General features: G+C 47.2%; 24 protein-coding genes and 1 pseudogene. 7 read left to right on the top strand and 18 right to left on the bottom strand.

Translation table 11 applies throughout. From position 1 onward, the window contains the following. Window positions 1–497: 497 nt before the first annotated feature. The 5 genes from rfaD to HMPREF2675_RS06660 form a co-directional block, all read right to left on the bottom strand. On the bottom strand, window positions 498–1,502 hold the full coding sequence (gene rfaD, locus HMPREF2675_RS06680) for an ADP-glyceromanno-heptose 6-epimerase (protein WP_049323572.1): 1,005 nt from the start codon (window positions 1,500–1,502) through the stop codon (window positions 498–500). Window positions 1,503–1,643: 141 nt separating this feature from the next. After that, window positions 1,644–2,606 carry a D-glycero-beta-D-manno-heptose-7-phosphate kinase gene (rfaE1, locus tag HMPREF2675_RS06675; protein WP_070814477.1) on the bottom strand — a complete coding sequence of 321 codons (963 nt, stop codon included), beginning with the start codon at window positions 2,604–2,606 and terminating at the stop codon, window positions 1,644–1,646. 104 nt (window positions 2,607–2,710) lie between these two features. Next, a complete protein-coding gene (locus tag HMPREF2675_RS06670) occupies window positions 2,711–3,103 on the bottom strand; it encodes an immunity protein Imm33 domain-containing protein (RefSeq protein ID WP_070814476.1) in 393 nt (130 codons plus the stop codon). A gap of 94 nt (window positions 3,104–3,197) precedes the next feature. Then, window positions 3,198–3,929 carry an orotidine-5'-phosphate decarboxylase gene (gene pyrF / locus HMPREF2675_RS06665; protein ID WP_070814475.1) on the bottom strand — a complete coding sequence of 244 codons (732 nt, stop codon included), beginning with the start codon at window positions 3,927–3,929 and terminating at the stop codon, window positions 3,198–3,200. 102 nt (window positions 3,930–4,031) lie between these two features. After that, window positions 4,032–4,292, bottom strand: a complete 261-nt coding sequence (locus HMPREF2675_RS06660) for a helix-turn-helix domain-containing protein (protein WP_070765029.1) — start codon at window positions 4,290–4,292, stop codon at window positions 4,032–4,034. Window positions 4,293–4,563: 271 nt separating this feature from the next. Here HMPREF2675_RS06660 and HMPREF2675_RS11470 point away from each other — a divergent pair, with 271 nt between their 5' ends. Then, window positions 4,564–4,764: a hypothetical protein gene (locus HMPREF2675_RS11470; protein WP_210399850.1), complete on the top strand. Its 201-nt coding sequence runs from the start codon at window positions 4,564–4,566 to the stop codon at window positions 4,762–4,764. Between the two features lie 71 nt (window positions 4,765–4,835). On the opposite strand, the gene adk is transcribed toward HMPREF2675_RS11470, so the two are convergent. From adk to lpxK, 7 genes are all read right to left on the bottom strand, one after another. Further along, the gene (adk, locus tag HMPREF2675_RS06650; protein ID WP_003746105.1) at window positions 4,836–5,483 is read right to left on the bottom strand and encodes an adenylate kinase; all 648 of its coding nucleotides are present in this window, start codon (window positions 5,481–5,483) and stop codon (window positions 4,836–4,838) included. 71 nt (window positions 5,484–5,554) lie between these two features. Then, window positions 5,555–6,073 carry a 3-deoxy-manno-octulosonate cytidylyltransferase gene (locus HMPREF2675_RS06645; protein ID WP_070814474.1) on the bottom strand — a complete coding sequence of 173 codons (519 nt, stop codon included), beginning with the start codon at window positions 6,071–6,073 and terminating at the stop codon, window positions 5,555–5,557. Between the two features lie 11 nt (window positions 6,074–6,084). Further along, window positions 6,085–6,846, bottom strand: a complete 762-nt coding sequence (gene kdsB / locus HMPREF2675_RS06640) for a 3-deoxy-manno-octulosonate cytidylyltransferase (RefSeq protein ID WP_070814473.1) — start codon at window positions 6,844–6,846, stop codon at window positions 6,085–6,087. Further along, window positions 6,843–7,025 (bottom strand): Trm112 family protein, encoded by a 183-nt coding sequence (locus tag HMPREF2675_RS06635; protein WP_049329252.1) that lies wholly within the window; start codon window positions 7,023–7,025, stop codon window positions 6,843–6,845. The genes kdsB and HMPREF2675_RS06635 overlap by 4 nt, the downstream gene beginning before the upstream one ends. 58 nt (window positions 7,026–7,083) lie before the next feature. After that, window positions 7,084–7,665 (bottom strand): DUF2059 domain-containing protein, encoded by a 582-nt coding sequence (locus HMPREF2675_RS06630; RefSeq protein ID WP_070814472.1) that lies wholly within the window; start codon window positions 7,663–7,665, stop codon window positions 7,084–7,086. 49 nt (window positions 7,666–7,714) lie between these two features. Beyond that, on the bottom strand, window positions 7,715–8,380 hold the full coding sequence (locus HMPREF2675_RS06625) for a DUF2059 domain-containing protein (protein ID WP_070814471.1): 666 nt from the start codon (window positions 8,378–8,380) through the stop codon (window positions 7,715–7,717). Window positions 8,381–8,444: 64 nt separating this feature from the next. Next, on the bottom strand, window positions 8,445–9,455 hold the full coding sequence (gene lpxK, locus HMPREF2675_RS06620; protein ID WP_070814470.1) for a tetraacyldisaccharide 4'-kinase: 1,011 nt from the start codon (window positions 9,453–9,455) through the stop codon (window positions 8,445–8,447). 180 nt (window positions 9,456–9,635) lie between these two features. Between lpxK and xseA the strand changes: the two genes are divergently transcribed. The 3 genes from xseA to HMPREF2675_RS06605 all read left to right on the top strand — a co-directional run bounded on the left by xseA (window position 9,636) and on the right by HMPREF2675_RS06605 (window position 12,699). Then, window positions 9,636–10,985 carry an exodeoxyribonuclease VII large subunit gene (xseA, locus tag HMPREF2675_RS06615; protein WP_070814469.1) on the top strand — a complete coding sequence of 450 codons (1,350 nt, stop codon included), beginning with the start codon at window positions 9,636–9,638 and terminating at the stop codon, window positions 10,983–10,985. 123 nt (window positions 10,986–11,108) lie between these two features. Then, a complete protein-coding gene (pssA, locus tag HMPREF2675_RS06610; RefSeq protein ID WP_070585745.1) occupies window positions 11,109–11,888 on the top strand; it encodes a CDP-diacylglycerol--serine O-phosphatidyltransferase in 780 nt (259 codons plus the stop codon). 1 nt (window position 11,889) lies between these two features. Next, entirely contained in the window at window positions 11,890–12,699 is an 810-nt protein-coding gene (locus tag HMPREF2675_RS06605) for a sulfite exporter TauE/SafE family protein (protein WP_070814468.1), read from the top strand. An 85-nt stretch (window positions 12,700–12,784) separates the two neighbouring features. Here HMPREF2675_RS06605 and HMPREF2675_RS06600 read toward each other — a convergent pair whose 3' ends face one another. From HMPREF2675_RS06600 to HMPREF2675_RS06575, 6 genes are all read right to left on the bottom strand, one after another. Continuing rightward, window positions 12,785–13,465: a sulfite exporter TauE/SafE family protein gene (locus HMPREF2675_RS06600; RefSeq protein ID WP_070814467.1), complete on the bottom strand. Its 681-nt coding sequence runs from the start codon at window positions 13,463–13,465 to the stop codon at window positions 12,785–12,787. A gap of 110 nt (window positions 13,466–13,575) precedes the next feature. Then, window positions 13,576–14,616, bottom strand: coding sequence for an ABC transporter permease (locus tag HMPREF2675_RS06595; protein ID WP_070814466.1), 1,041 nt, complete (start codon window positions 14,614–14,616; stop codon window positions 13,576–13,578). Between the two features lie 36 nt (window positions 14,617–14,652). Continuing rightward, complete coding sequence (locus tag HMPREF2675_RS06590) at window positions 14,653–15,708, bottom strand: ABC transporter permease subunit (protein WP_070814465.1); 1,056 nt, start codon at window positions 15,706–15,708, stop codon at window positions 14,653–14,655. Window positions 15,709–15,805: 97 nt separating this feature from the next. Beyond that, window positions 15,806–16,735: a CobW family GTP-binding protein gene (locus tag HMPREF2675_RS06585; RefSeq protein ID WP_070814464.1), complete on the bottom strand. Its 930-nt coding sequence runs from the start codon at window positions 16,733–16,735 to the stop codon at window positions 15,806–15,808. Then, complete coding sequence (locus HMPREF2675_RS06580) at window positions 16,723–17,196, bottom strand: Fur family transcriptional regulator (RefSeq protein WP_070814463.1); 474 nt, start codon at window positions 17,194–17,196, stop codon at window positions 16,723–16,725. The genes HMPREF2675_RS06585 and HMPREF2675_RS06580 overlap by 13 nt, the downstream gene beginning before the upstream one ends. A 113-nt stretch (window positions 17,197–17,309) precedes the next feature. After that, the gene (locus tag HMPREF2675_RS06575) at window positions 17,310–18,134 is read right to left on the bottom strand and encodes an SDR family oxidoreductase (RefSeq protein ID WP_070814462.1); all 825 of its coding nucleotides are present in this window, start codon (window positions 18,132–18,134) and stop codon (window positions 17,310–17,312) included. 131 nt (window positions 18,135–18,265) lie between these two features. Between HMPREF2675_RS06575 and HMPREF2675_RS06570 the strand changes: the two genes are divergently transcribed. The 3 genes and pseudogenes from HMPREF2675_RS06570 to HMPREF2675_RS06560 all read left to right on the top strand — a co-directional run bounded on the left by HMPREF2675_RS06570 (window position 18,266) and on the right by HMPREF2675_RS06560 (window position 23,284). Then, window positions 18,266–18,727: a c-type cytochrome gene (locus tag HMPREF2675_RS06570; RefSeq protein WP_049348413.1), complete on the top strand. Its 462-nt coding sequence runs from the start codon at window positions 18,266–18,268 to the stop codon at window positions 18,725–18,727. Between the two features lie 385 nt (window positions 18,728–19,112). Then, complete coding sequence (locus HMPREF2675_RS06565; RefSeq protein ID WP_070814461.1) at window positions 19,113–21,875, top strand: TonB-dependent receptor domain-containing protein; 2,763 nt, start codon at window positions 19,113–19,115, stop codon at window positions 21,873–21,875. Between the two features lie 141 nt (window positions 21,876–22,016). Beyond that, window positions 22,017–23,284 (top strand): annotated as a pseudogene (locus HMPREF2675_RS06560) (histidine-type phosphatase). The last annotated feature ends 88 nt before the right edge of the window (window positions 23,285–23,372 follow it).

Genomic DNA, 23,372 nt, shown 5'->3' with positions numbered 1-23,372 from the left:
AAAAATAGATTTTTCTCTTGGCATAATGAATATTCGTCGAAATTATTCACAATAATAGAAGAAATTTTTATCCGTTCAAACATATTATCTATCCAAATGTTTTTGAAGATTTCTTAAAGTGCTGTACTAGATTAGCAGATATACTACCCTCGAAATACCAAGATAACATACTAAAAATTAAAGAAAAAAGTAAAGATGGATAATCTAGTACAGTCCCTAAATATAAATAGACTAAAAAACTTCCAGTCATTTTTATTTTACTGGTTATAGCATCGTCTCATTTCATCTATTCACACCTATAATATCTCAACAGCTTTTACAAATACTCCAGCAGATCCACTGCTACCCTACTAAGCCTTTTTGAAACCTTTGTTGTAAAAAACGCTATTTCCATTCTTATCGAATAAAGGCAAATTTATAATTTTAAAGCCTCCCAAAATGATGAGGCCGTCTGAAAATCCTTTTTCAGACGGCCTTTCTTCATTTAAGCAAAGAACTTAAACCAAATTCTCCAGCATCCATTTAACGTAACGGCTGACGCCTTGTTTTACATCCAAGAATTCTTCTTTATACCCGGCTTCGCGCAGCTTGGTGATGTCCGCTTGAGTAAAGCTCTGATATTTGCCTTTAAGTGCATCTGGAAATGGAATATAACGGATAAGCTCTTCTTCAACCAACTCTTTCAAACTCATTTCAGGCTTGCCTTCGGCTGCACGGCAGGCGTTGACGGTGGCGGCGGCAAGTTCGTTAAACTGTTGGCTACGGCCTGTACCGAGATTGAAGATGCCTGAAAGCTCAGGATGATCGAAGAAGTAAAGGTTAACTTTGGCGACGTCTTCTACGCTGACAAAGTCGCGGGTTTGTTCGCCGTTACCGTAGCCGTCATTGGCACCGAACAGGTTGACATAGCCATGCTCGCGGTATTGATGGAAATGGTGGAAGGCGACGGATGCCATACGGCCTTTGTGTTGCTCCTGCTGTCCATATACGTTGAAGTAGCGGAAGCCGACGACTTGGGCGGTCAGGCCTTCTTTCATGCGACGGCGCAATACTTGGTCAAACAAGAATTTAGAGTAGCCATATACATTGAGTGGTTTTTCCAGTTCGCGCTCTTCGCGGAAGATTTCACCTTTGCCGTACACGGCGGCACTGGAAGCGTAGAGGAACGGAATACGTTCGTCCTGACACCAGTCCAAGAGGTCGAGCGTGTACTGGTAGTTATTGTCCATCATGTAAAGGCCGTCGTGGTTCATGGTGTCGGAACATGCGCCTTGATGGAAAACCGCTTCGATATTATCGTAAGGCAGAAGATGGCCGCGCACTTGACGGATGAATTCGTGTTTATCGAGATAATGGGCAATTTCACACTCGGCAAGGTTTTTAAATTTTTCGCCTTTGCTCAAATTGTCAACGGCAACAATGTCGGTAATACCGCGCTGGTTAAGTGCTTTGACGATATTGCTGCCGATAAAGCCGGCCGCGCCTGTTACGATAATGGTCATAATGAGTTTCCTTTATTTTGATTTTTCAGACGGCCTTGAAGTAATCATGCCGTCTGAAAATAAAAACTTTTCTGTCTGGATTATTTTCCAATTCTTATTTTCAGACGGCATTTAGAATTTTAAGGCCGTCTGAAACAATCATTATTGCTCTTCCAATGCCTTGGTCAATTCGGCAAACGAGCAAACCGCCGTACCAAGTTTTGCCACGACAACGCCTGCCGCCGTATTGGCAAGGTGCATCGCTTCAGGCATGGTATAGCCTGCCGCCAAACCCAAGCCCACTCCGGCAATAACGGTATCGCCCGCACCCGATACATCATAGACTTCTTGAGCCCGTGTAGGCTGATAAATCGGCTCTCCCTCATTGAACAGGGTCATGCCCTCTTCGCTTCGGGTCAGTAAAATCGCATTCAAATCAAGATGACGACGCAGATTTTGGGCTTTTTCGGTCAAATCGTTTTCGTTTTTCCAGCTTCCCACCACTTCTTTCAATTCTGCACGATTCGGCGTAATCAGCGTAGCGCCGGCATATTTTTCGTAATCGTCGCCTTTGGGGTCGATTAAAACAGGTTTACCGGCCTGTTTCGCCCAATCAATCATATCGGAAATATGCGACAAACCGCCCTTTCCGTAATCTGAAAAAATAATGGCATCGTATTCAGGCAACACTTCGCGGTATTTATGCTTGATTTGTTCCAATACCTCACGATGCGGCGGCTCTTCAAAATCAAGTCGGATAAGCTGCTGATTCCGGGCAACAACGCGCAATTTGACAGTAGTCGCAATTTGCTTGTCGCGCATCAGATAGGAAGAAACGCCGTCTTGCGCCATCAACGCATCCAGCGCATCTGCAGCTTCATCATCGCCGGTTACGGACAACAGCCCTGCTTTGCCGCCCAATGAGGCGATATTACGCGCAACGTTTGCCGCCCCACCCGCGCGTTGGTCGATACGGGAAATTTTCGCCACCGGCACGGGCGCTTCGGGCGAAATACGGGACACATCGCCAAACCAATAACGGTCGAGCATCACATCGCCGACAACCAGGACTTTGGCTTGTGCAAAACGGGATTTGAGGGTTTCTTGTTGGAACTTGGTGGGCATTTTATGCACTCCAAAATAAGTTGTTTTATATGTGTGAAAACTTCAATATATTCTCAGCACTTATCTGGCAGATTTACTGATTAAAAATAAAATCTGACTTTTTATTATTCTTCAAAGTCGAAAGGAGACCAATCGGCAACAGGAGAAAAACAATCCTCTCCTTCTTTTTTTTCAAAAACACTACCAATATCCGCCCAAAACAGCTCTCCAACATCTGCTTGATAATGAGTAAGCCGCGTTAAACTATGAAAAGAGAAATTTTCAGGATTATTCGTGTATTCATTATCTTCTGTTCCGGAAAATACTCGCCATCCGCTGTCAAATGGTAAATTTCCTTGATGCTCCCGATAAATGAATCTCACAGGAAGCCCTTCTTTGACAATTTTATGCGATACGATTGCATACCATCCAACAGGTGCATCCGTTACAAGCAAATCATCTTCCGGGAATGCATCAAGATCAAAAATATTACTCACATCTGGACTACATTGAGACATCGGACAAATTCCTTTCCAAGCTGAAATTTTCTGGCTATTTATCTACCGTATCAAAGTGAGGTAGCTTCTTTGAACAACATCAAAATTATTATACTTAAGCATTCGCCACGCGGTTCACTTCGCGCAATACGGCTACCGGATCGGCAGCTTTGGTTACCGGACGGCCCATTACCAGATAAGTCGAGCCTGCCGCCAATGCTTCGGCAGGCGTCATGATGCGGCGTTGATCGTCATTATTACCGGCAACGTCCAAGCGGATACCCGGCGTGACCAAGACGAAATCTTGTCCCAATTCACGACGCAATGGTGCGGCTTCTTGGGCGGAACATACCACGCCGTCCAAGCCTGAACTTTGCGCCAGTTTCGCCAAGCGGATGACTTGTTCTTCAGGGGCGATGTTTAAACCGATTTCTGCCAAGTCGCTTTGTTCCATGCTGGTCAATACGGTTACACCAATCAAAAGCGGCTTGGTGTGATATCCGGCAACGGCTTCTACGGCGGCTTCCATCATGCGGCGGCCGCCCGATGCGTGCATATCGACCATCCAAACGCCCATATCGGCGGCAACTTTACAGGCCTGAGCAACTGTGTGGGGAATATCGTGGTATTTCAAATCGAGGAAAAGTTTGAAACCTTGATTGATTAAGCATTCTGCCAAATTGCGGCCGGTTGCGGTAAACAGCTCTTTGCCGATTTTAATTTGACACAGTGTTGGGTCAAGATTGCGGACAAATCCGAGTGTGTCTTTTTCGTTGGCAAAATCGAGGGCGACGATAACGGGAGTACGTTGTTGCTGAGTTTGGAAGTCGGAGATCAAGGGATTCATAAGATGCCTGCGGATAAATGGTTATAGCTTCGATTTTAACAGCTTTTGTACACAAAAGGCCGTCTGAAAATATTTTTTCAGACGGCCTCATCACAACACACCTTAATTATTTTTATATAAATCTAAAATTTTTACAGAAAATTCATCATCACTGAAAAAAAAGGCTGGTGGAACTTCCAATACTTCAGCAATTTTCTGCAAAGTATTCAAATCAGGCTGATGATTTCCCTTCTCATAGCGATTAATACGCGTACTTGCCACAAACTCATCTAATCCTATCGCCAGTCCCAGCTTCTCCTGCGTCAAATTTTTCGCTTTTCTCGCTTCTTTAAATCGCCTTGTAAAAACTTCTTGTAAATTCATAACTTCTATCCTAAAAATCAAAGTTACGAATTTCGTATATTTCTCTTGATTATTTACTACGAATAACGTAGTATTGCACCGTTTTTATCTTATTTGTTACGAGAAAACTATGACACCAGCTCAATAATCAAAATGCCACAAAATTATTCATTCTCATGCAATTGCTGCTGCCGCAGGCAACGCCATACCAGTACCAGGACTGGGTATCGCTACAGATATGGTTGCAATGACTACTATGTGCACAAGTCTTTGTGCTGTTTTTGGCGGGAATATGACCAAAACTGCTGCCGAAGCAATGGCTATTGCTGCAATTAAAAATACCATGTTAAAACAACCCATAAAAACAATGGCAAAAGAATTTTCTAAATTAATTCCAGGCTTAGGCAGCGTTGTTGCACCAACTATTTCTGTTGCATTACTTGAATCAACAGGATGGTCTCTAGCAAAAGAACTAGAACGAAAATTTGGTTAATTTATACAATAATGAAAAAGGCCGTCTGAAAGTATTTTTCAGACGGCCTCATGATTTAACTTTGGCAAAACTTATTTGCCCAAACCTTTCAATACTTCGGCTTTCACGGCTTCTACTGCTTGGGTGCCGTCGACTTTGATGTATTTAGGCGCGTGTTCGCCTTCCAGTTTGCTGTAGAAATCAACCAAAACTTCGGTTTGTTCATGGTAAACGGCAAGGCGTTTTTTCACGGTTTCTTCTTTGTCGTCGTCGCGTTGAATCAAATCTTCGCCGGTTACGTCATCTTTGCCTTCGACTTTGGGCGGATTGTAGGTAACGTGGTAAGTACGGCCGGAAGCCAAATGCACGCGGCGGCCGCTCATGCGGTCGACAATCACGCTGTCGGGTACGTCGATTTCAACAACCGCGTCCAAATCCACGCCTGCTTCAACCATCGCTTCGGCTTGTGCCAATGTGCGTGGGAAACCGTCAAACAGGAAACCGTTTTTGCAGTCGTCTTGGGCGATGCGTTCTTTCACCATGCCGATGATAATGTCGTCGCGCACCAAACCGCCTTCATCAATAATTTTTTTTGCTTCCAAACCCAGCGGAGTGCCTGCTTTAATGGCAGCGCGTAGCATGTCGCCGGTAGAGATTTGAGGAATGCCGAATGCAGCAGTGATGAATTGAGCCTGTGTGCCTTTGCCGGCGCCTGGTGCGCCCAACAATAATACTTTCATGATAAGTCCTTTTGGTTGACGGATTTAATGTTCAGATAATTTTACACGGCTTGTGTTTATCGTTCAAAACTTCAGACGGCCTCTTTCGGGCCGAAATGCTTCCATGCATCGTCGCGCATTTCGATAAACCATGCGTCTTCGGGGAATCGCTCTATCGCATCTTTCAAAGTGGAAAGCAAGTTTTGCGATAAGGCTTTCGCCAAATATTCTTCCTCATTGGCTTCGGCCGCTTTGTCAGGCTGTTGCGCTAAACCGATTGCACGGGTTTGATGTCCATGAGCCAAATAGTTGAGCGCAATGATTTTTTGTGCCCAAAGCTGCGGAACATCCGGATTGTCTTGCAGCAATACCGACAAAATCGATACAGCAACGGTCAAGCGTCCGCCGTTCATACGCAAGTCCAACGACTGGTTGGGCGGCAAAGTGCTGAGCATTTCTGCCATGCGGAACCAAAACTCGCCGCTGGCCTGCTCCGGCGCTTCTATTTTCAGCATGTCATAGTTGAATTCTTGCTCGTCTTCTCTTACCAGCTTCGCCACGTCGGCAAGCAATTTTTGTTCTTCACGGCTCAAATGGCGTAAATCATTCATATTTTTTCCTTTCAGACGGCCTCGAACACAGCCCTTACCCTGTCCAAATCTTCCTGCGTATCCACACCGGCGGCTGGCGCTTCTTGGGCAATTTCAACGGCAATCGGATAGCCGTGCCACAAGACGCGCAATTGTTCCAGCGATTCGATGGTTTCCAAAGGAGAAACTTCCATTTCGAAATAGCGTTGCAGGAAGCCTGCGCGGTAGGCATAAATGCCGATATGGCGTAAAACGGCTGTTTCGGAAGGCAATTCGCGTTTTTCGGCGCGCATGGTGTCGCGCGGATAAGGAATCGGAGCGCGGCTGAAATAGATGGCGTTGCGGTTTTTGTCGAGGACGGCTTTGACGACGTTGGGATTCATAAACTCGTCAAAATCGTGCAATTCGTGGGCAGCAGTCGCCATTTGCACATTGTTTTCAACCAAAACTTCGGCAGTACGGTTGATGAGTTCGGGATCGATTAAAGGCTCGTCGCCTTGTACGTTCACGACAATCAGATGCTGCGGCAGTTTCAGCGTATTGGCCGCTTCGGCAAGGCGCGTTGTACCGCTTTCGTGTTGATTGGAAGTCATGACCACTTCGACACCGTGCGCCTGACAGGCCGTCTGAATATCCGGATGGTCGGTGGCAACGACAACACGCGCAGCCTCGCTTTTTGCTGCTTGTTCGGCAACACGTACAACCATCGGTTTACCGTGAATATCGGCCAACGCCTTACCCGGCAGACGTGAAGAATCCAACCGCGCCGGAATCAATACGACAAATTCGGTCATGCTTTCAGTTCCTCTTCGCTTAACGGGCGCGCTTCGTTTTCCAACATATAAGGGATGCCGTCACGAATCGGATAAGCCAGCTTCGCCTGCCGGCTCCATAATTCCTGTTTGTCTTGATGGTATTCGAGTTTGCCTTTGGTAACGGGGCAGACGAGGATGTCTAAGAATTTTTTTTCCATGGGTTTCTTTCGTTTGATAAATTGGAGGTCGTCTGAAATATTTTCAGACGACTATAATTTATTTCTTATGCTTTTTCCCAACCTGTTTGGCTTGTTTACAGCTTGTATCAGGGTTTTTGCCGCCGCACATGATACCTTGTATCTCTTTCGCAAACTCAGGCATATGACGCTGTACAGTTTTTTCTGTTAATGCAAATCCAAACGTCGATATTTCACTCATCGCTTGATTGAGCATAAGAGGCCTCTTGGCAACAACAGCCTGCCCAACAGGCGAACTATAAAAGGCAATCATGCTGTTAACTTCTTCTTGCGTGTATGTCGATTTGGCATGCTTTAATAAAGTATTGCGGACAGCCTGTTTCACTTCGGGCGTGATCAAATCTCTCAAAACATTTTCGCGATAACGGTCAATAGCTTTTGCCATTTGCTCTTTTTTCGCTTCCGGTATTTTGGCAAGGGCTTTATCTGCATACGGTTTAAATCCAACATTGAAACTGTCAATCATATTTTTTTCTAATTCCCGGTCAAAATGCTGCGTATCCAACCAACGCTCCAGTGACTCATCGCTAGGTGTGGCGGCAAACGCATTGGCACACAATGCCAGCGCGGCGAAGGGCAATAATAAGGTTTTCAGCTTCATCTTTTTCTACCTTTCAACAAAAAATAAATATTTTCAGATAGTCGGAAAATTATTTGGCACACTTCGGCAAATGTTGGTTGCCTTTGCATAAAATACCATGTGTTTGCTCCTCAAAAGCAGGCGTATATTTATCGCTTGCATTGAGGTAGTTTTGACTCATGGTTTTGTGGATAATCTCATCACTCAGCTTATCGAAATGCTTGACTTTTTCGAGCGCAGACTTACCGGCACCATGCCCAAATGCTTCAGCCATCTTTTCTATATCCGATTGGCTCAATACATCCTCAAGATTTCCACCATGCTGTTGTAAATTTCTTATCTTTTTCAAAAGATTTTTTCCCTGAGCCGAAGAGAAAAAACGGTTGGTTACATCGACTTCTTCTTGTGTAAATACTTTCTGTACGGCACGCTTTTCTTCATCCAACCATTGCTTTTTCAACTCAGGGCGGCTCAAATCGTCTTGCATATTTTTCATATAACGGCTGATGACCGCCTTCATCTGCGCTTTTTGCGCTTTGGGCGTCATCGCTAACAAGCGCTCATTGTCCTCTTTATTCACCATCTCCAAAGAACGTTGCACTTTCTCGCTATAATTATTGCTTATCCCTTGAATCTCCAACCATTTCATTGCAGATTCATCACTGGGTTTAGCAGCCAGGCTTTGGGTGGATACAAATAAAGCTGCGCAAGCGACCAACAAATATTTTAACTTCATGATTTACTCCTATCGCGTAGTTTGAAGATCATCTTTAAAACATCTGTGAAACATCTATAAGCATTTAGATTGAAACATTCGCGGATACAAACGCCGCCAAGTCCGGCTCAATTATCGCACAAACAGGCAAGACCCATACATGATTCAGATTAAGGCCGTCTGAAAACTTGACTGCATCTTTCTCCGTAATAATGACCACATCTGCATTCGGCAAATCCGCTGTCGTAATATCGGCGTGATCAGGCAAGGCAACGGTTTGGTTCAAGGTAATGCCCATGTTCCGCAGCGAATCGAAAAAGCGCTCCGGCTTGGCGATACCGGCGACGGCGGCGACGGTTTGATTTTCCAAGCCTTCCAAATCCAATTTTTCAGACGGCCTGTTCAAACGGTAAATCTGCCCTGTTTCAATATGGCTGGCAAACATATTTTCAGACGGCCTAAACGCCGCATCTGCTTTTCCGCCGCTGACGACAACCGCATCAACGGAAGACAATCGAGACAAAGGTTCGCGCAAGCTGCCGTTGGGCAGTAAATCCAAATTAGTGCGCCCTGTATCTGTCGCAGGAAATACGGCAATTTCCATATCGCGTTGCAAGGCATAATGTTGCAAGCCGTCGTCGGCCACAATCAATTTAAGCTCCGGATACGCCGCAAGCAATGCCCTGCCTGCTTCTGCACGGCTGCTGCCTACCGCCGTCGGCGCACTGGTTTGGCGAAACAGCAATAAAGGCTCGTCGCCTGCATCTGCCGCACTGCTGGCTGTATTCAATACATGAACCGCCTTGCTCTTGCGCTCATAACCTCGGCTGATGATGCCGACCTTAACGCCCTTTTCCTGCAAACCCGACACCAGCGCGGCGACTATCGGCGTTTTCCCTGTCCCGCCTGCATGGATATTGCCGACCATCACCACAGGCACTGGCAATTTTTCGCTTTTCAGACGGCCTGAAACAAAATCATCGCGCCGTTTCGCAGCAATTTTGGCAAACAGCTTGGACAATGGTTTTAACAGAAAAGACAAAAACGGATTGGGGGATTGCCAATGGCGTTCGATAATTTGGTGGAGTTTGGGCATACGCACGGCTTTTGAGGCGAAAATCAAACGATAATATAACACAAGCCCGCCCAGACAAGGCCGTCTGAACATGCGGCTTTGATAATATTAAAACAAAGGGCGCAAGTTTCATAAAACGAATACAACGAATCGTTCTAAAACCCTTATAATTCAGCTTTACAAAATTTTTTCCGTTTCGCAATGTCCGAACTCTTCGCGCCCTCCTCCATTTCCGTATCCGAACTCAACGCTCTTGCCAAAGCCTTGCTAGAAGACCATCTCGCAGGTTTGTGGATTGCCGGCGAAGTATCCAACCTGACCCGTGCCGCCAGCGGACATTATTACTTCTCGCTCAAAGACAGCCGCGCTCAGGTGCGTTGCGCGATGTTTAAGGGTGCGGCCATGCGCTTGGCGAAGCCTTTGAAAGAAGGCGACCATATCGAGGTATCAGGAAAAATCAGTATTTATGAAGCGCGGGGCGAATTTCAAATTACCGTAAACGAAGTACGGCTCAAAGGCTTGGGGCAGCTTTACGAAGCCTATGAACGATTGAAGGCGCAGTTGCAGGCGGAAGGCGCGTTTTCAGCGGAACGCAAAAAACCGTTGCCTGCCCGTCCGCAATGTGTCGGCATCATCACCAGCCTGGCGGCGGCGGCTTTACGCGATGTCGTGACCACCTTAAACCGCCGCGCGCCCGAAATTCCCGTTATCGTTTATCCGACACCCGTACAAGGCACAGGCAGCGAGTTGCAAATTGCCCAAGCGATTAAAACCGCTTCGCAACGTGCCGAATGTGACGTACTGATTGTCTGTCGTGGCGGCGGCAGCATTGAAGACTTGTGGGCGTTTAATGAAGAGCCGGTCGTACGCGCCATTGAAGCCTGCGCGATTCCGGTCGTCAGCGGCGTAGGCCACGAAACCGATTTCACGCTTGCCGATTTTGTTGCCGACGTGCGCGCGCCCACGCCGACCGGCGCGGCAGAATTGGTCAGCCCCAACCGCCAAGAATCGTTACACCGCCTCGCCCAAGCGCAAGGCCATCTGAAAACCGTTTTGGAACAACGCTATTTCGATGCCAGCCAAAAACTCGACTGGCTGGCGCGGCAAATCCGTCATCCGCGCCAAAAACTTGACGAGCAGCGCGCTTCAATCAGCAAACTGGCGCAAACGCTGTCTTACTCGATGACGCAAAACCTCCGTGCCCATACTGCCCGTTTCGAACGCCAAACCCAAACCCTGAAACATTGCCGTCCTGATGTTTCCGTTTACAAAAACAACATAACCCACTTTCAGACGGCCTTGTCGCATTCCTTCCACCAGCTGCTTGCCCACCGCCGTCAAAGCCTGACCGCCCAAGCCGCATTGCTCGAAGCCGTATCTCCACAGCATATTCTGGAGCGAGGTTTCTCCGTCGTCAAAAACACACGCGGACAAGTCATCCGCAATGCCGATACATTGAAACAAGGTCAAAAACTGCACATCACTTTTGCCGACGGCGAAACCGACGTACGCGTGACCAAAGAGCAGGCGCAGGGCGAGTTGTTTGACTGACAAAATAAAGGCCGTCTGAAACCTTATGTCGATAAAGTGAAACTATGTCTGCCTTTTAAAAATCCTTAACCTGCCAATGCGGTATAATGCCTTATCTGCACACGCAGCATATACGGAAACATTATGGACAACGCACAAAATACAGAAAATCCGATTCCACCACGCAACTCCATCCGCAAAAACAGCATTTACCTGCTGCCCAATTCCTTTACCATCGCCGCACTGTTTTGCGCGTTCTTCGCCATTACCCAATCCATGCACGGACGTTATGAAACGGCGGCGATTGCAGTTTTTCTTTCCATGCTGCTCGACGGTATGGACGGACGCGTTGCCCGCTTGACCAACAGCCAGAGCGCGTTTGGCGAACAGCTCGACAGCCTTGCCGATATGGTCAGCTTCGGCGTAGCGCCTGCCCTGATTGTCTACAAATGGCAACTTTGGCAGTTTGGCAAAATCGGTTATTCCGTCGCCTTTATCTACTGCGCCTGCGCCGCCCTGCGTTTGGCGCTGTTCAACACGCTTATCGGCAAAGTCGATAAACGCTGGTTTATCGGCGTTCCAAGCCCGACCGCCGCTGCGTTGATTGTCGGCCTGATTTGGGTCAACCACAGCATCGAACGTTTCCCCGGCGTGCATTGGTGGGCATTGGGTATCACCCTGTTTGCCGGTATTTCTATGATTGTGCAGATTCCATTTTGGAGCTTCAAAGAAATCAATATCCGCCGCCAAGTGCCGTTTATGGGCATGGTGTTGGCCGTGTTGGTATTGCTGCTCATTAACTGGAAGCCTTCGCTCGTCCTCTTCCTGTTTTTCCTCGGTTACAGCCTGTCCGGTTATGTGATGGCAATCATCCGTTGGTTTAAAAAACGCCATAAAACTCACAAACACGACAAGGCCGTCTGAAATGTGGTCTTGGGACATCATCCTTTCCCTGCTCGCCGTCGGTAGCGCGGCGGGCTTTATTGCCGGACTGTTCGGCGTAGGCGGCGGCACGTTGATTGTCCCCGTCGTCTTATGGGCGTTGCAACTGCAAGGCATAGGCGGCCACCCCTATGCCCAGCATCTCGCCATCGGCACTTCCTTTGCCGTAATGGTGTTTACCACCTTCTCCAGTATGTACGCCCAACATAAAAAGCACGCCATCGATTGGGCGACCGTCTGCCGGATGACGCCGGGCATGATACTCGGCGTACTCCTCGGCGCGGCAACGGCAAAATATATGCCGACGCTGGCTTTGCAAATTTTCTTTATTGCATTTCTTGCCTTTATCGCACTCAAAACCCTACGCGATTCCAAACCCAAACCTTCACGCACCCTGCCTGCCCTCCCCGGCCTGACAGCCGTCAGCACGCTTTTTGGGGCCGCTTCAAGCTGGGTCGGTATCGGCGGCGGTTCTTTATCCGTTCCATTTCTACTGTATTGCAACTTTCCGGCGCACCGTGCCATCGGCACATCTTCAGGTCTGGCATGGCCGATTGCGATTGCCGGCACCATCGGCTATTTTGCCAACGGTTTGCATATTGCCAACCTGCCTGAGGGCGCAGCAGGCTTTATCTATCTTCCGGCCGTAGCCATATTGAGCGTTGCCACCATCCTCTTTGCTCCTCTCGGCGTAAAAACGGCGCACAAGCTTCCCGCCCGAAAACTCAAAATCGCCTTCGGCATTATGTTGCTGCTGATTGCCGCCAAGATGGCTTGGAATTTGATACATTAATCTTTCTTGTGAAAAAGGCCGTCTGAAAATCTTTCAGACGGCCTTTTTGATTGCAAAACAACAAACTAAATAAAACCTTTTTACCTTACCCGATTTGCCCCATCGCAAATACAGCCAAGCGCCATATCGCCCATCCTGCTACCAATAATCCGGCGCACAAACGAACCATGCGTTTCTGCAGAAAGGTTTTCAACTGCGCTGCAAATATGCCCATCGCAAGCAGGTTCGGCAAGGTCCCCAATGCAAACGCCAGCATATACAGCCCGCCGTGCAAAGCATTGCCGCTGCCCAAAGCATACAAAGACGCGCTGTACACCAAACCGCAAGGCAGCCAGCCCCAAAGCACGCCCACGCCGAAACAGGCAGGCACCGATTTAATCGGCAGCAATTTGTTCAGTAAAGGATTTAGGCGTTTCCATATCGGTTTGCCGATGCCTTCGATTTTGGTTGCAGCAGTCGAAATACCGGCAAGATACAGACCGAGCAAAAGCAGCAAAACATTAGCGGCAATATACAAACCGTTTTGAACTGCGCGCGTATCGTCTAAGGAAATGCCAACCTGCCCGACCAAGCCGACCAACAGACCAATGACGACATAGCTGCTGATGCGCCCCAAGTTCAACAATGCAATCAGCCCGATTCGGTTTAAATGTGGCGGCAGTTGCAAAGCGAATGCGCTGCTTAATCCGCCGCACATGCCGACGCAATGCGTTCCGCCAAAAAAGCCGAGCAGAAAAAGAGTAAGAAATGTGATTTCTTGATTCATGGTTTTTAATGATTCAAACGAATGGATGAGGCCGTCTGAAACTTTTCAGACGGCCCTAAGAATGCAGGACAGGCTTTTCCGCCCACCCTCTTCACGCTTTAGAAAAGCAATTAACTGCGTGCGCGTACGTCAAATGCCTGACGCAAACCTTCGCCGATCATGACCAGCAAAAGCAGCATCACCGTCAGCGTAGCAACGGCAGACAAGCCGATCCACCACGCGTCCAAGTTGTCTTTGCCTTGCGCCAACAACTCACCCAAACTTGCCTGTGAGGCAGGTACGCCCAAGCCCAAGAAGTCCAAACTGGTCAGGGCAAGTACGGCGCCAGAAATACGGAAAGGCAGGAAGGCCAGTACCGGCGTCAAGCTGTTGGGCAGGATATGGCGCCACATGATTTCACGGTTGCCCACGCCCATCGCACGCGCAGCCAAAACATAATCGGCCTGACGGTTTTTCAAAAACTCGGCGCGGACATAGTCGGACAAGCCCATCCAGCCGAAAAGCGACAGCAACACCAGCAAAATCAACAGCCCCGGATTAAAGAACGAAGACAGGATAATCAGGAGGTACAGCTCCGGCATACCGCCCCAAACCTCGATAAAACGCTGCATCAGAAGGTCGGTTTTACCGCCGAAATAACCCTGCACCGCTCCTGCAATCACGCCAATCACGGTAGTCACCACGGTCAACACCAAGGCAAACAACAGCGAATCACGGAAACCGTAAACCAAGCGCGCCAACAGGTCGCGGCCTCGGTCGTCCGTTCCCAAGATATGCCGTTCGGACGGTTTGGCCGGATCGGGTACCGTATCAAAATCGTTCAAGGTATCGGCATCGTAAGGATTGGGCAGGTAAAAGGCAAAATTTCCGTCTGAAGTAATGTTGTGGCGGATAAGCGGATCCAGATAATCCGCCGGCGTATCGAAATCGCCGCCAAATGTGGCTTCGTTGTATTCGTTTACTAAGGGGAAGAAATACTCGCCCTGATAACGTATCCACAAAGGTTTGTCGTTGCTCCACAAAGGCGCAAGCAAAGTGACGACAAACAAAACGGCCAGAATCCGCAAAGCCAACCAACCGCGCTTATGCTGTTTAAAAGCTTGCCAAGTAGGGTTTGAAGTAGATTTTTTCTTTTTCATGGTTCGAAACATTCTTTAATAATGGATTGAAGATATTTTCAGACGGCCTTATTTCTGTCCGCCAAAGTGAATGCGCGGATCGACCCACGAATACGAAATATCTGACACCAATTTAGCCAACAACCCCATCAGTGTGAACACATACAGCGTACCCATTACGACAGGATAATCACGTTTCATCACTGCCTCGTAAGACAGCAAACCCAATCCGTCCAGCGAGAACAACGTTTCAATCAACAGGCTGCCGGTAAAGAACGCGCCGATAAATGCGGCCGGGAAACCGGTAATCAAAGGAATCATGGCGTTGCGGAAAATATGCTTCCACAAAATCTGCTTCTCGGGCAAACCCTTGGCTCGCGCGGTATAAACATATTGACGGCGGATTTCTTCAAGGAATACGTTTTTCGTCAATACTGTCATCACCGCCAAGTTGCCTGCTACCGAAGCGGTAATCGGCAAGGCCATATGCCACAAATAATCTTTGACTTTACCTGCCCAAGAGAGCGTATCAAAATCATCGCCGACCAAGCCGCCCTGCGGGAACCAGGCAAAAAAGCTGCCGCCGCCAAACAATACCAGCAACACCAAACCCAAGACAAACGGCGGTACGGTATAGCCGACCAAAATGATCATACCCGTAACCGTATCAAACCGGCTGCCATCCCTGACCGCCTTGGCTATACCCAACGGAATACATATCAAATAAGTCAGGAAAAACGTCCACAAACCCAAACTCATCGATACCGGCATTTTCTCTTTCACCAATTCAAACACAGTTTGGTGATGGAAAAAGCTCTCGCCCAAATCGAAACGGGCGAATTTCCATACCATATCGGCAAAACGCGTCAAAGGCGGCTTGTCGAAACCGTATAAAGCATTCAGCGCGGCCAAATCTTCCGCACTGATGCGGTTGCCGTTTTTGGCCAAAGTTCCGGGCATACTGTGTCCCGCCGTCTCGCCGCCAACCGCGCCCTGCGTCAGCTGCTGAACCATCTGTTCCACCGGACCGCCGGGAACAAACTGAATGACGGCGAAGGTAATCGCCAAAATCCCCAACAACGTGGGAATCAAAAGGAGCAAACGATGAAAGATATAACGCCACATGATAAAGTGTTCCTCTATTTTTTGATTTGAAGGCCGTCTGAAACCACTGACCTCAGACAGCATATAGTAACGGATTAATAAGCGTTTGGCCGATTATTTACTTCTCTAAGGCCTCCTGCAATTTCTTCTCAATTAAATCCGCGTCAAACGATTTGGCAATCAGCTCAAAGCGCGAGTCACGGCGCCACGAAACTTGGTTTGCGCCCCATTGACCGTCCACCCAGTTGAGCCATACCCATGTACCGAGCACTTGGAACACGCCTTTGGCGCGCACGAGGCCGTCTGTAAATTTAGGCAGGTCGTTGAAGAAATCGGTCAGTTTTTCACCGTCGAAATCACGTCCGGCAGGAAACGTGAAGCCTTGAGACTGGAAGCCCATGGTATTGTCCGGCAGGGCTTTGAGGCGGTAGCGCGATTTTTCGACAACGGGAATATCAAGCCATTGGATGTCGAGTTGCGCATTTTGTACTTCAACCACTTTAGCTTTAGGCGGGAACAGCTTGGCCGCTTTATCGTGAAACTCGGCCAGCTGCTCGGGCGTGCACAAGTCTGTTTTGCTGGCGACCAATACGTCGCAAATGCCGATTTGGTCTTTATACAAGGCTTGTTGAGCGTAATCGGGATTAATGAATTGGCGTGGATCGACAACGGTAAAAACAGCGCCGATTTCCAGCATACTGTCGAGCGGCTTGGCTTTCAATTCGTCGATAACACTGGCGGCGTGCGCCAGGCCGCTGGCTTCAATCATCAAGCGGTCGGGTTGGGCATCGCGCAGCATTTTTTGTACGGTCGTCCCCATTTGCGCGCCGGCAGTACAGCACAAACAGCCGCCGGCGATTTCTGCAACGGGAATGCCGTTGTTGCTCAAGACGGCGCCGTCAATACCGATTTCGCCAAATTCGTTGACGATGATGACCCATTTTTCATTCGGGTCTTTTTGCGCCATCAGACTTTTGAGTGCGGTGGTTTTGCCTGTTCCGAGGAAGCCTGAAATCAGGTGGACTTTAGTCTTTTTTACTTCTGACATTTTTTACAAATTCCTGTTAAAACAACATGTTCTTCTTTTAATGAGAAACCGGTTTCAGCCACGCCTGCACGTAAGGCCGCCCATTCTTGGCTCAAGGTCTGCTCATCCGCCGTACCGCATTCGGTGCAAACCAAAATAAACGCGCTGTGGTGCGCCTCTGTTTCTTCGTGGTCGTGGCAATGGTCGTTGCACTCGTGCTGCGCATGGCTGCACAAAATATAGCCGTTGACTGCCGCCACTTTGTGCAAAACGCCCTGTTCCGCCCAAAAATCAAGGGCGCGGTAGGCCGTCGGCGGCGCAACCACGCCCTCGCTTTGCTGCTGCATCTGCGACAGAACGTTGTAGGCTTTAATCACGCCGCTTTGTTTCAAAACAATATCAAGCACTTGCTCGCGCAATGCGGTTACCTGCACGCCATCGCGCTGCGCTTGTTCTAAGATTTTTTGTTTGATTACGTTCATAACTGAAACAGCCTTTCAGACGGCCTTGTTAATAAAAAATTACATTATAGCGTGTTTACTCAATTTCAGATAACAAAGAGGCCGTCTGAAACGTTCAGACGGCCTGATGCCGATTACTTAAACCAAGATTTAATTTTTCCAAACAAAGACATACTTTGTTTTTCAAACGTTTCTTCCTTCGCCGGGGCAGGCGCGTCACGGTAAACTTTCATGCCTGCAAAGGTCTGGGCAACCGGCATGATTTCGATGGAATTGACGTTCATCCGCGCCGGACGCTGATAAAGCCACAAAGCGGTATCGGCAATATCTTGCGGCTGGATAAATTCGACATTCTCATAAACCTCGGCCGCACGCTGGTCGTCGCCTTTGAAACGGACGTTGGAAAACTCGGTATCGCCGCACAAGCCCGGTTCGATATTGGTAATGCGGATGTTTTTGTCTGCCAATTCGGCGCGCAGGTTCATGCTGAATTGGCGCACAAAAGCCTTGGTCGCGCCATAGACATTACTGCCGGGATAAGCATAACTGCCGGCAATCGAACCCAGATTGATGATATAGCCCTGTTTGCGCGCGACCATTTGCGGCAAAATCTGGCGGGTCAGAAAAGTCAGGCCGATGATATTGGTTTGAATCATGGTTTCCCAATCGCCAAAATCGGCTTTATCGGCAGTATCCAAACCCAAAGCCAAACCTGCATTGTTGATCAGGCAATCGATTTCGGACAAATGCTCGGGCAGGCTGTTCAAAGCGTTTTGAATCGACTCCGTGCGCGAAACATCCATTTCCAAAGGGTAAAACTGCTCGCCCAATTCCTCTGCCAACTGCTGCAATTTGTCTTCGCGCCGTGCCGCGCCGATGACATGATAGCCTGCCGCAACAAAAGTACGGCACATTGCTGCGCCGAATCCTGCCGATGCCCCGGTAATCAAAATTGCCATATCGTTTCCTTTCTGTACTCGTTTCAGACTTGGGTTTAAGGTATGATAACGCCTTATCAGACGGCCTGAAATTCGGCCGGCCGATTCTAAATTTAACGATAATCATATCATCACAATAGGACACACTCCATATGAAAACCCGTTTTCTCCCTGTCGCTTTAGCGGCAGTAGCGCTTACCCTGACCGCCTGCGGCGGCAGCGGCGCGCCTTCCCAGCCTAAAGGCCCGATTTCCGAAGACCGTACGGCCGCGTTCAAATCCATGATGCCCGAGTTTACCCGCATGGGCAAAATGGTCAAAGACGAAGAGCCTTACGACGTAGAAAAATTCAAACAAGCCGCCGCAACCTTCGCCGAAAACAGCAAAAAACCGTTCACCCTGTTTGAATCCGACCCTCAAGGCAACGGCCGCGCCCTGCCTGCCATCTGGACGGACACGGCAACCTTCAAAGCCGAAGAAGAAAAATTCGTTGCTGCGGTTGAAAAACTCAATGCCGCTGCCCAAACCGGCAAGCTCGAAGAAATCAAAGCCGCTTACGGTGAAACCGGTGCAAGCTGCAAATCCTGCCACGACACATTCCGCGGTCCGGAATAAGGCTTAAAACAATAAAGGCCGTCTGAAATATCATTTTCAGACGGCCTTTGCTTCAACTGAATTCAAATCTTTCTATATCGACTTTATATTTTGCATTTCATGTTTTTTACCGGTTTCATTTGAAACCAACGGCCCAGTTCACATATCGCAATCAAATTTTCTTCTTCCGGCCGTTTAAATTCAATTAAATCTCCCTTCTTCTCAACCAACCAAATTCAAATTCAGACCTGCTTTATCTTTTCAGCCAAATTAATTATATGCGGGTGGATTATCTCCTGAAACAAGAATCTACTTTATTTCTTAACAAATAAAAACCATTATCAAAATATTTGTAAAGTTTAATAATATGTTATAAAGTAGCGACTTCGTTTCTGAGGTAACTATCATGAATCCGAATTTCAAATTAAATCTACTAACATTATCTTTACTGGCTATAACAAGTATCGCACACGCAGAAGAAGAGGTTTCAACTCAAGAGCTTGATGAAATTCAAGTCAAAGGTAAACACATTGCCAAAGAGAAAAAAGTTTTTACCGAAGGCCAAGCCAAAAGTTCGCGTGAACGCGTTTATCAATCCAGCGAAAACATCGATACCATCGTTCGGAGCATGCCCGGCGTCTTCACCCAACAAGACAAGGGATCGGGGGTATTGGCGGTCAATATCCGTGGCGATAGCGGTTTGGGACGTGTCAATACGATGGTTGACGGTGTTACCCAAACCTTCTATTCCACTTCCGCCGATGCCGGACGCAGCGGCAGCTCCTCGCAATTCGGTACGGCACTGGATCCCAATTTTATTGCCGGCGTCGATGTAACCAAAGGCAGTTTCACAGGTGCCAACGGCATCAATACCTTATCCGGTACAGCCAATTTCCGTACTTTACGGGTAGACGATGTGGTACACGGAAACAATACCTTCGGCCTCTTAACCAAAGGATTGACCGGCACAAACAGCACCAAAAGCAATTTTATGGCAACCGGAGCGGTACAAAAATGGTTTGACAGCGGTGCGCGCCTTGGCGCGTTATATGGCTACAGCCACCGTAATGTCGAGCAAAACTATAAAGTAGGCGGCGGCGGTCAGCGTATCGGCAATTTTGGCGAGGAATATCTGGACCGTAAAAAACAAGAATATTTTGAGAGCAACTTATTAAAATTCGACCAAGGGCAAAATCGTTGGGTTCGCGACTTTTCCAAGCGCAATGCGGTCGGTAAAAGCTATTGGGACTACCCTTTCTCCAAAAAATATAACGATCCTGAGGTTTTACAAAGAGATTATGTCGATGACTTGGAAAGAGGCTGGAAAGAGAATTTGGCACCGCAATGGGATCTGACTCCAATCGACCCGACCAGCCTGCAACAACGCTCAAACAGCCATTTGGTCAAAGTGGAATACGAAAACGACAACAACAAGCTGGACCTTCAGCTTCGTACCATGAACAACCGTATCGGCAGCCGCAAAGTAGAAAACCGCAACTACCAAGCCAATTACAACTTAAACATTGGCGATTATGTCGATTTAAACGTATTGGCCGCCCATAATTTGGGAAAACAAAAATATCCGAAAAACTCACGTTTTTCAGGATGGGGACTGCTTGATTATTTGGAAACCAAAAATACAGCCAATCTTTTGGATATCAACAACAGTTTTTCTTTCAAACTTCCCCAAAAAACAGATTTAAAAGCTACTGTCGGTTTCAATTTCTTTAAAAACCAATACAGTAAAAACCGCTTTCCGGAAGAGCTGAGCCTGTTTTACGACGGCCCGGATCAAGATGCCGGCCTGTACAGCTTTTTAGGCCGTTTCAAAGGCGACAAAGGAATATTTCCTCAGAAATCAACCATATTGCAACCTTCAGGCCAGCAAAAATTCAATACGTTCTATTTTGATACCTCCTTGAAAAAAGGCATTTATCAATTGAATTACAGCGCTAATATGGTCAACTACCGCTACAAGGGCGAATATACCGACTACTTCAATACCCAAGAAGACTTTAAAAAAGCATTTGGAGAAGATTCTGAAATTTATAAACAGCATTGCACACCAAGCTGCGACCTTTATGAACCGGTTTATACCAAATCCGGTAAAAAGCATGCGGTAAACCATTCGGTGGCATTAAACATCAATGTTAACGACTACTTTATGCCGTTTATCAGCTATTCGCGTACGCATAGAATGCCGAATATTCAAGAAATGTATTTTTCACAAATCGGCGACTCTGGCGTCAATACCGCCCTCAAGCCGGAACAGGCCAATACTTACCAAATAGGCTTCAATACATTCAAAAAAGGGATTTTCAAGCCGGATGATGTATTGGGTTTCAAACTGGTCGCCTATCGCAGCAGGATCAACAACTATATTCACAATGTTTATGGCAAATGGTGGGATTTGGATAAAGCACCCAGCTGGGTAACCAGCACCGGCCTGCAATACTCTATCCAGCATAGAAACTATGCCAAACCTGTCCATAAAAATGGTTTGGAAGTGGAAATGAACTATGATTTCGGTCGCTTTTTTACCACCCTGTCTTACGCCTATCAAAAAACCAACCAGCCGACCAACTATAGTGATGCCAGCGAATCGCCCCGCAACTCTTCTAAAGAAGACCAAATCAAACAAGGCTACGGCTTAAGCAAAATTTCACGCTTACCCCGAGATTATGGTCGGTTTGAATTAGGATCCCGATGGTTGGGCAACAAATTGACCATCGGCGGCATTATGCGCTATTACGGCAAAAGTACACGGGCGACGACTGAGGAGGAATTTGTTGACGGGACAACCGGTGCCAATACCTACTCTTCACACCAAATGGGCAGAAGGGTGATCAAAAAAACAGAAAGCATCAACAGACAGCCGATGATTTTTGATTTCTATGCCAATTATGAACCGAAGAAAAACCTTATCCTTCGTTTTGACATTCAAAATGCGTTCAATAAACGCTATGTCGATCCTTTGGATGCCGCAAATGATGCCGCAACCCAGCGCTATTTCAGCGTATTTGAAAGAAAAGGCGGTTTAGATGATGAGGAAGTCGAATGCGATGCCAACGGTTTATGCAATGGCAAATATGGCGGTACGACACGCTCCGTTTTGAACAACTACGCACGAGGCAGGACTTTGCTGTTTACCATCAGTTATAAGTTCTAAACCTATCTATCAGTATCTTAATATTGCACTGATTAAGCGATAGTCAATATTGTTGCAGTATTTATGGTGTTAGTTTACGGCACCAAATATGCCTTGAATTTTTATAGCTCAATTTCAACATTAAATGATTAGGTATCGAATATGAAAAAAATAACCCTAAAATTCACCGCACTTTTGCTTGGCTCAGCTTTAGCAAGTAGTGCGTTTGCAACAGAAAATGGTCAAACTTCCTCACAAGTTCTGATTATGAATTAGAGAAAGTATTGATTTTCAGCCGACACGGATTGCGTTCACCAGTGGAAAAAGATCCGCAAGAAATGGCGAAATATTCCCCGTATGCGTGGGCAAAATGGGATGTGCCATCTGGTTATCTCACGGCAAAAGGGACAGTGCTAGAAACCTATTTCGGCCAATATTTAGGACAATGGCTTGCGGATAAAGGATTATTAACAACAGATCGTTGTGCATCGGGTGAAGGTATTTTCGCTTATGCGAATGGAGTGCAACGCACCATTGCAACAGGTCAGGCCATTGTGGCGGGAGCTTTTGCAGGCTGTAATGTTCAACTGCAACATCACGGTGAAATTGGTTCAGAAAAAGATCCAATTTTTAACACGCAGGCGCACAATTCAAGCCAAGCTTTGATTGAATCTGCAAAAAATAACGTTGATTTAACCGCTTTACAGCAAAAATTAGCGCCAAATTATGCGCTATTGAGTGAAATCATCGATTATAAAAATTCACCAAACTGCTTGCAAAAAGGCGAATGTGATTTAGGTGGAAAAGTCGGTGAATACAGTATCAAAGACGGCAAGTCGGTCAAGATTACGGGTTCTATCAGCACCGGGAAGAAAATTGTCAGTGCATTATTGCTCGCACATTATGTGGGTAAGCCTGATTCTGAAATTGCAAACGGTCGTGTGGATAGCCAAGAAAAATGGCGCGCAATTAACGAAATTAAAAACGAATATTACCGCACTTTATTTAAAAACAATGAAGCGTTAGCACAAAATGCATCATATCCGTTATTGGCATTTATTCAGCAGCAGCTAAATAGCGAAAATAAAATTAACTTATTGGTTGGACACGATTCTAATATCGTCGCTCTGCTGGCTGCATTAGGTGTTGAGCCTTATGAATTAGATGGTTCATTGGAAAATATCCCAATCGGTGGCGAGCTGCTATTTGAAGTGTGGAAGCACAAACCAAGTGGTAAGCTCAAATTTAAGTTGGATTATGTGTATCAATCTACCGAACAGCTGATTAACACCACGCCATTAAGTTTAGCGACACCACCAAACCAAACAGCTTTAACGCTCAAAGGCTGTGAAAAAGATGAAAAGGGCTTTTGTGATTACGAGCGTTTTCAACAGGTGTTGAGTGAGGGTATTAAGAACGGTAAGAAATAGCATTCATGCAACCCTATGAAAAATACTTAAAAGAGAATTCGCAGAAACTGCGAGTGGATCAAACGGAAAAGCCGGCAAACGTAATGTT

This window comes from Neisseria sp. HMSC061H08, from assembly GCF_001836795.1.
Taxonomy (GTDB): Bacteria; Pseudomonadota; Gammaproteobacteria; order Burkholderiales; family Neisseriaceae; genus Neisseria; species Neisseria subflava_A.
Note: the sequence above shows the minus strand (reverse complement) of the source record. Positions and strands in the feature narration are given on the sequence as shown.

Coding starts and splice junctions, on each gene's coding strand:
- rfaD (WP_049323572.1), bottom strand. CDS start 1,502: ATGACCATTATCGTAACAGGCGCGGCCGGCTTTATCGGCAGCAATATC.
- rfaE1 (WP_070814477.1), bottom strand. CDS start 2,606: ATGCCCACCAAGTTCCAACAAGAAACCCTCAAATCCCGTTTTGCACAA.
- HMPREF2675_RS06670 (WP_070814476.1), bottom strand. CDS start 3,103: ATGTCTCAATGTAGTCCAGATGTGAGTAATATTTTTGATCTTGATGCA.
- pyrF (WP_070814475.1), bottom strand. CDS start 3,929: ATGAATCCCTTGATCTCCGACTTCCAAACTCAGCAACAACGTACTCCC.
- HMPREF2675_RS06660 (WP_070765029.1), bottom strand. CDS start 4,292: ATGAATTTACAAGAAGTTTTTACAAGGCGATTTAAAGAAGCGAGAAAA.
- HMPREF2675_RS11470 (WP_210399850.1), top strand. CDS start 4,564: ATGACCAAAACTGCTGCCGAAGCAATGGCTATTGCTGCAATTAAAAAT.
- adk (WP_003746105.1), bottom strand. CDS start 5,483: ATGAAAGTATTATTGTTGGGCGCACCAGGCGCCGGCAAAGGCACACAG.
- HMPREF2675_RS06645 (WP_070814474.1), bottom strand. CDS start 6,073: ATGAATGATTTACGCCATTTGAGCCGTGAAGAACAAAAATTGCTTGCC.
- kdsB (WP_070814473.1), bottom strand. CDS start 6,846: ATGACCGAATTTGTCGTATTGATTCCGGCGCGGTTGGATTCTTCACGT.
- HMPREF2675_RS06635 (WP_049329252.1), bottom strand. CDS start 7,025: ATGGAAAAAAAATTCTTAGACATCCTCGTCTGCCCCGTTACCAAAGGC.
- HMPREF2675_RS06630 (WP_070814472.1), bottom strand. CDS start 7,665: ATGAAGCTGAAAACCTTATTATTGCCCTTCGCCGCGCTGGCATTGTGT.
- HMPREF2675_RS06625 (WP_070814471.1), bottom strand. CDS start 8,380: ATGAAGTTAAAATATTTGTTGGTCGCTTGCGCAGCTTTATTTGTATCC.
- lpxK (WP_070814470.1), bottom strand. CDS start 9,455: ATGCCCAAACTCCACCAAATTATCGAACGCCATTGGCAATCCCCCAAT.
- xseA (WP_070814469.1), top strand. CDS start 9,636: ATGTCCGAACTCTTCGCGCCCTCCTCCATTTCCGTATCCGAACTCAAC.
- pssA (WP_070585745.1), top strand. CDS start 11,109: ATGGACAACGCACAAAATACAGAAAATCCGATTCCACCACGCAACTCC.
- HMPREF2675_RS06605 (WP_070814468.1), top strand. CDS start 11,890: ATGTGGTCTTGGGACATCATCCTTTCCCTGCTCGCCGTCGGTAGCGCG.
- HMPREF2675_RS06600 (WP_070814467.1), bottom strand. CDS start 13,465: ATGAATCAAGAAATCACATTTCTTACTCTTTTTCTGCTCGGCTTTTTT.
- HMPREF2675_RS06595 (WP_070814466.1), bottom strand. CDS start 14,616: ATGTTTCGAACCATGAAAAAGAAAAAATCTACTTCAAACCCTACTTGG.
- HMPREF2675_RS06590 (WP_070814465.1), bottom strand. CDS start 15,708: ATGTGGCGTTATATCTTTCATCGTTTGCTCCTTTTGATTCCCACGTTG.
- HMPREF2675_RS06585 (WP_070814464.1), bottom strand. CDS start 16,735: ATGTCAGAAGTAAAAAAGACTAAAGTCCACCTGATTTCAGGCTTCCTC.
- HMPREF2675_RS06580 (WP_070814463.1), bottom strand. CDS start 17,196: ATGAACGTAATCAAACAAAAAATCTTAGAACAAGCGCAGCGCGATGGC.
- HMPREF2675_RS06575 (WP_070814462.1), bottom strand. CDS start 18,134: ATGGCAATTTTGATTACCGGGGCATCGGCAGGATTCGGCGCAGCAATG.
- HMPREF2675_RS06570 (WP_049348413.1), top strand. CDS start 18,266: ATGAAAACCCGTTTTCTCCCTGTCGCTTTAGCGGCAGTAGCGCTTACC.
- HMPREF2675_RS06565 (WP_070814461.1), top strand. CDS start 19,113: ATGAATCCGAATTTCAAATTAAATCTACTAACATTATCTTTACTGGCT.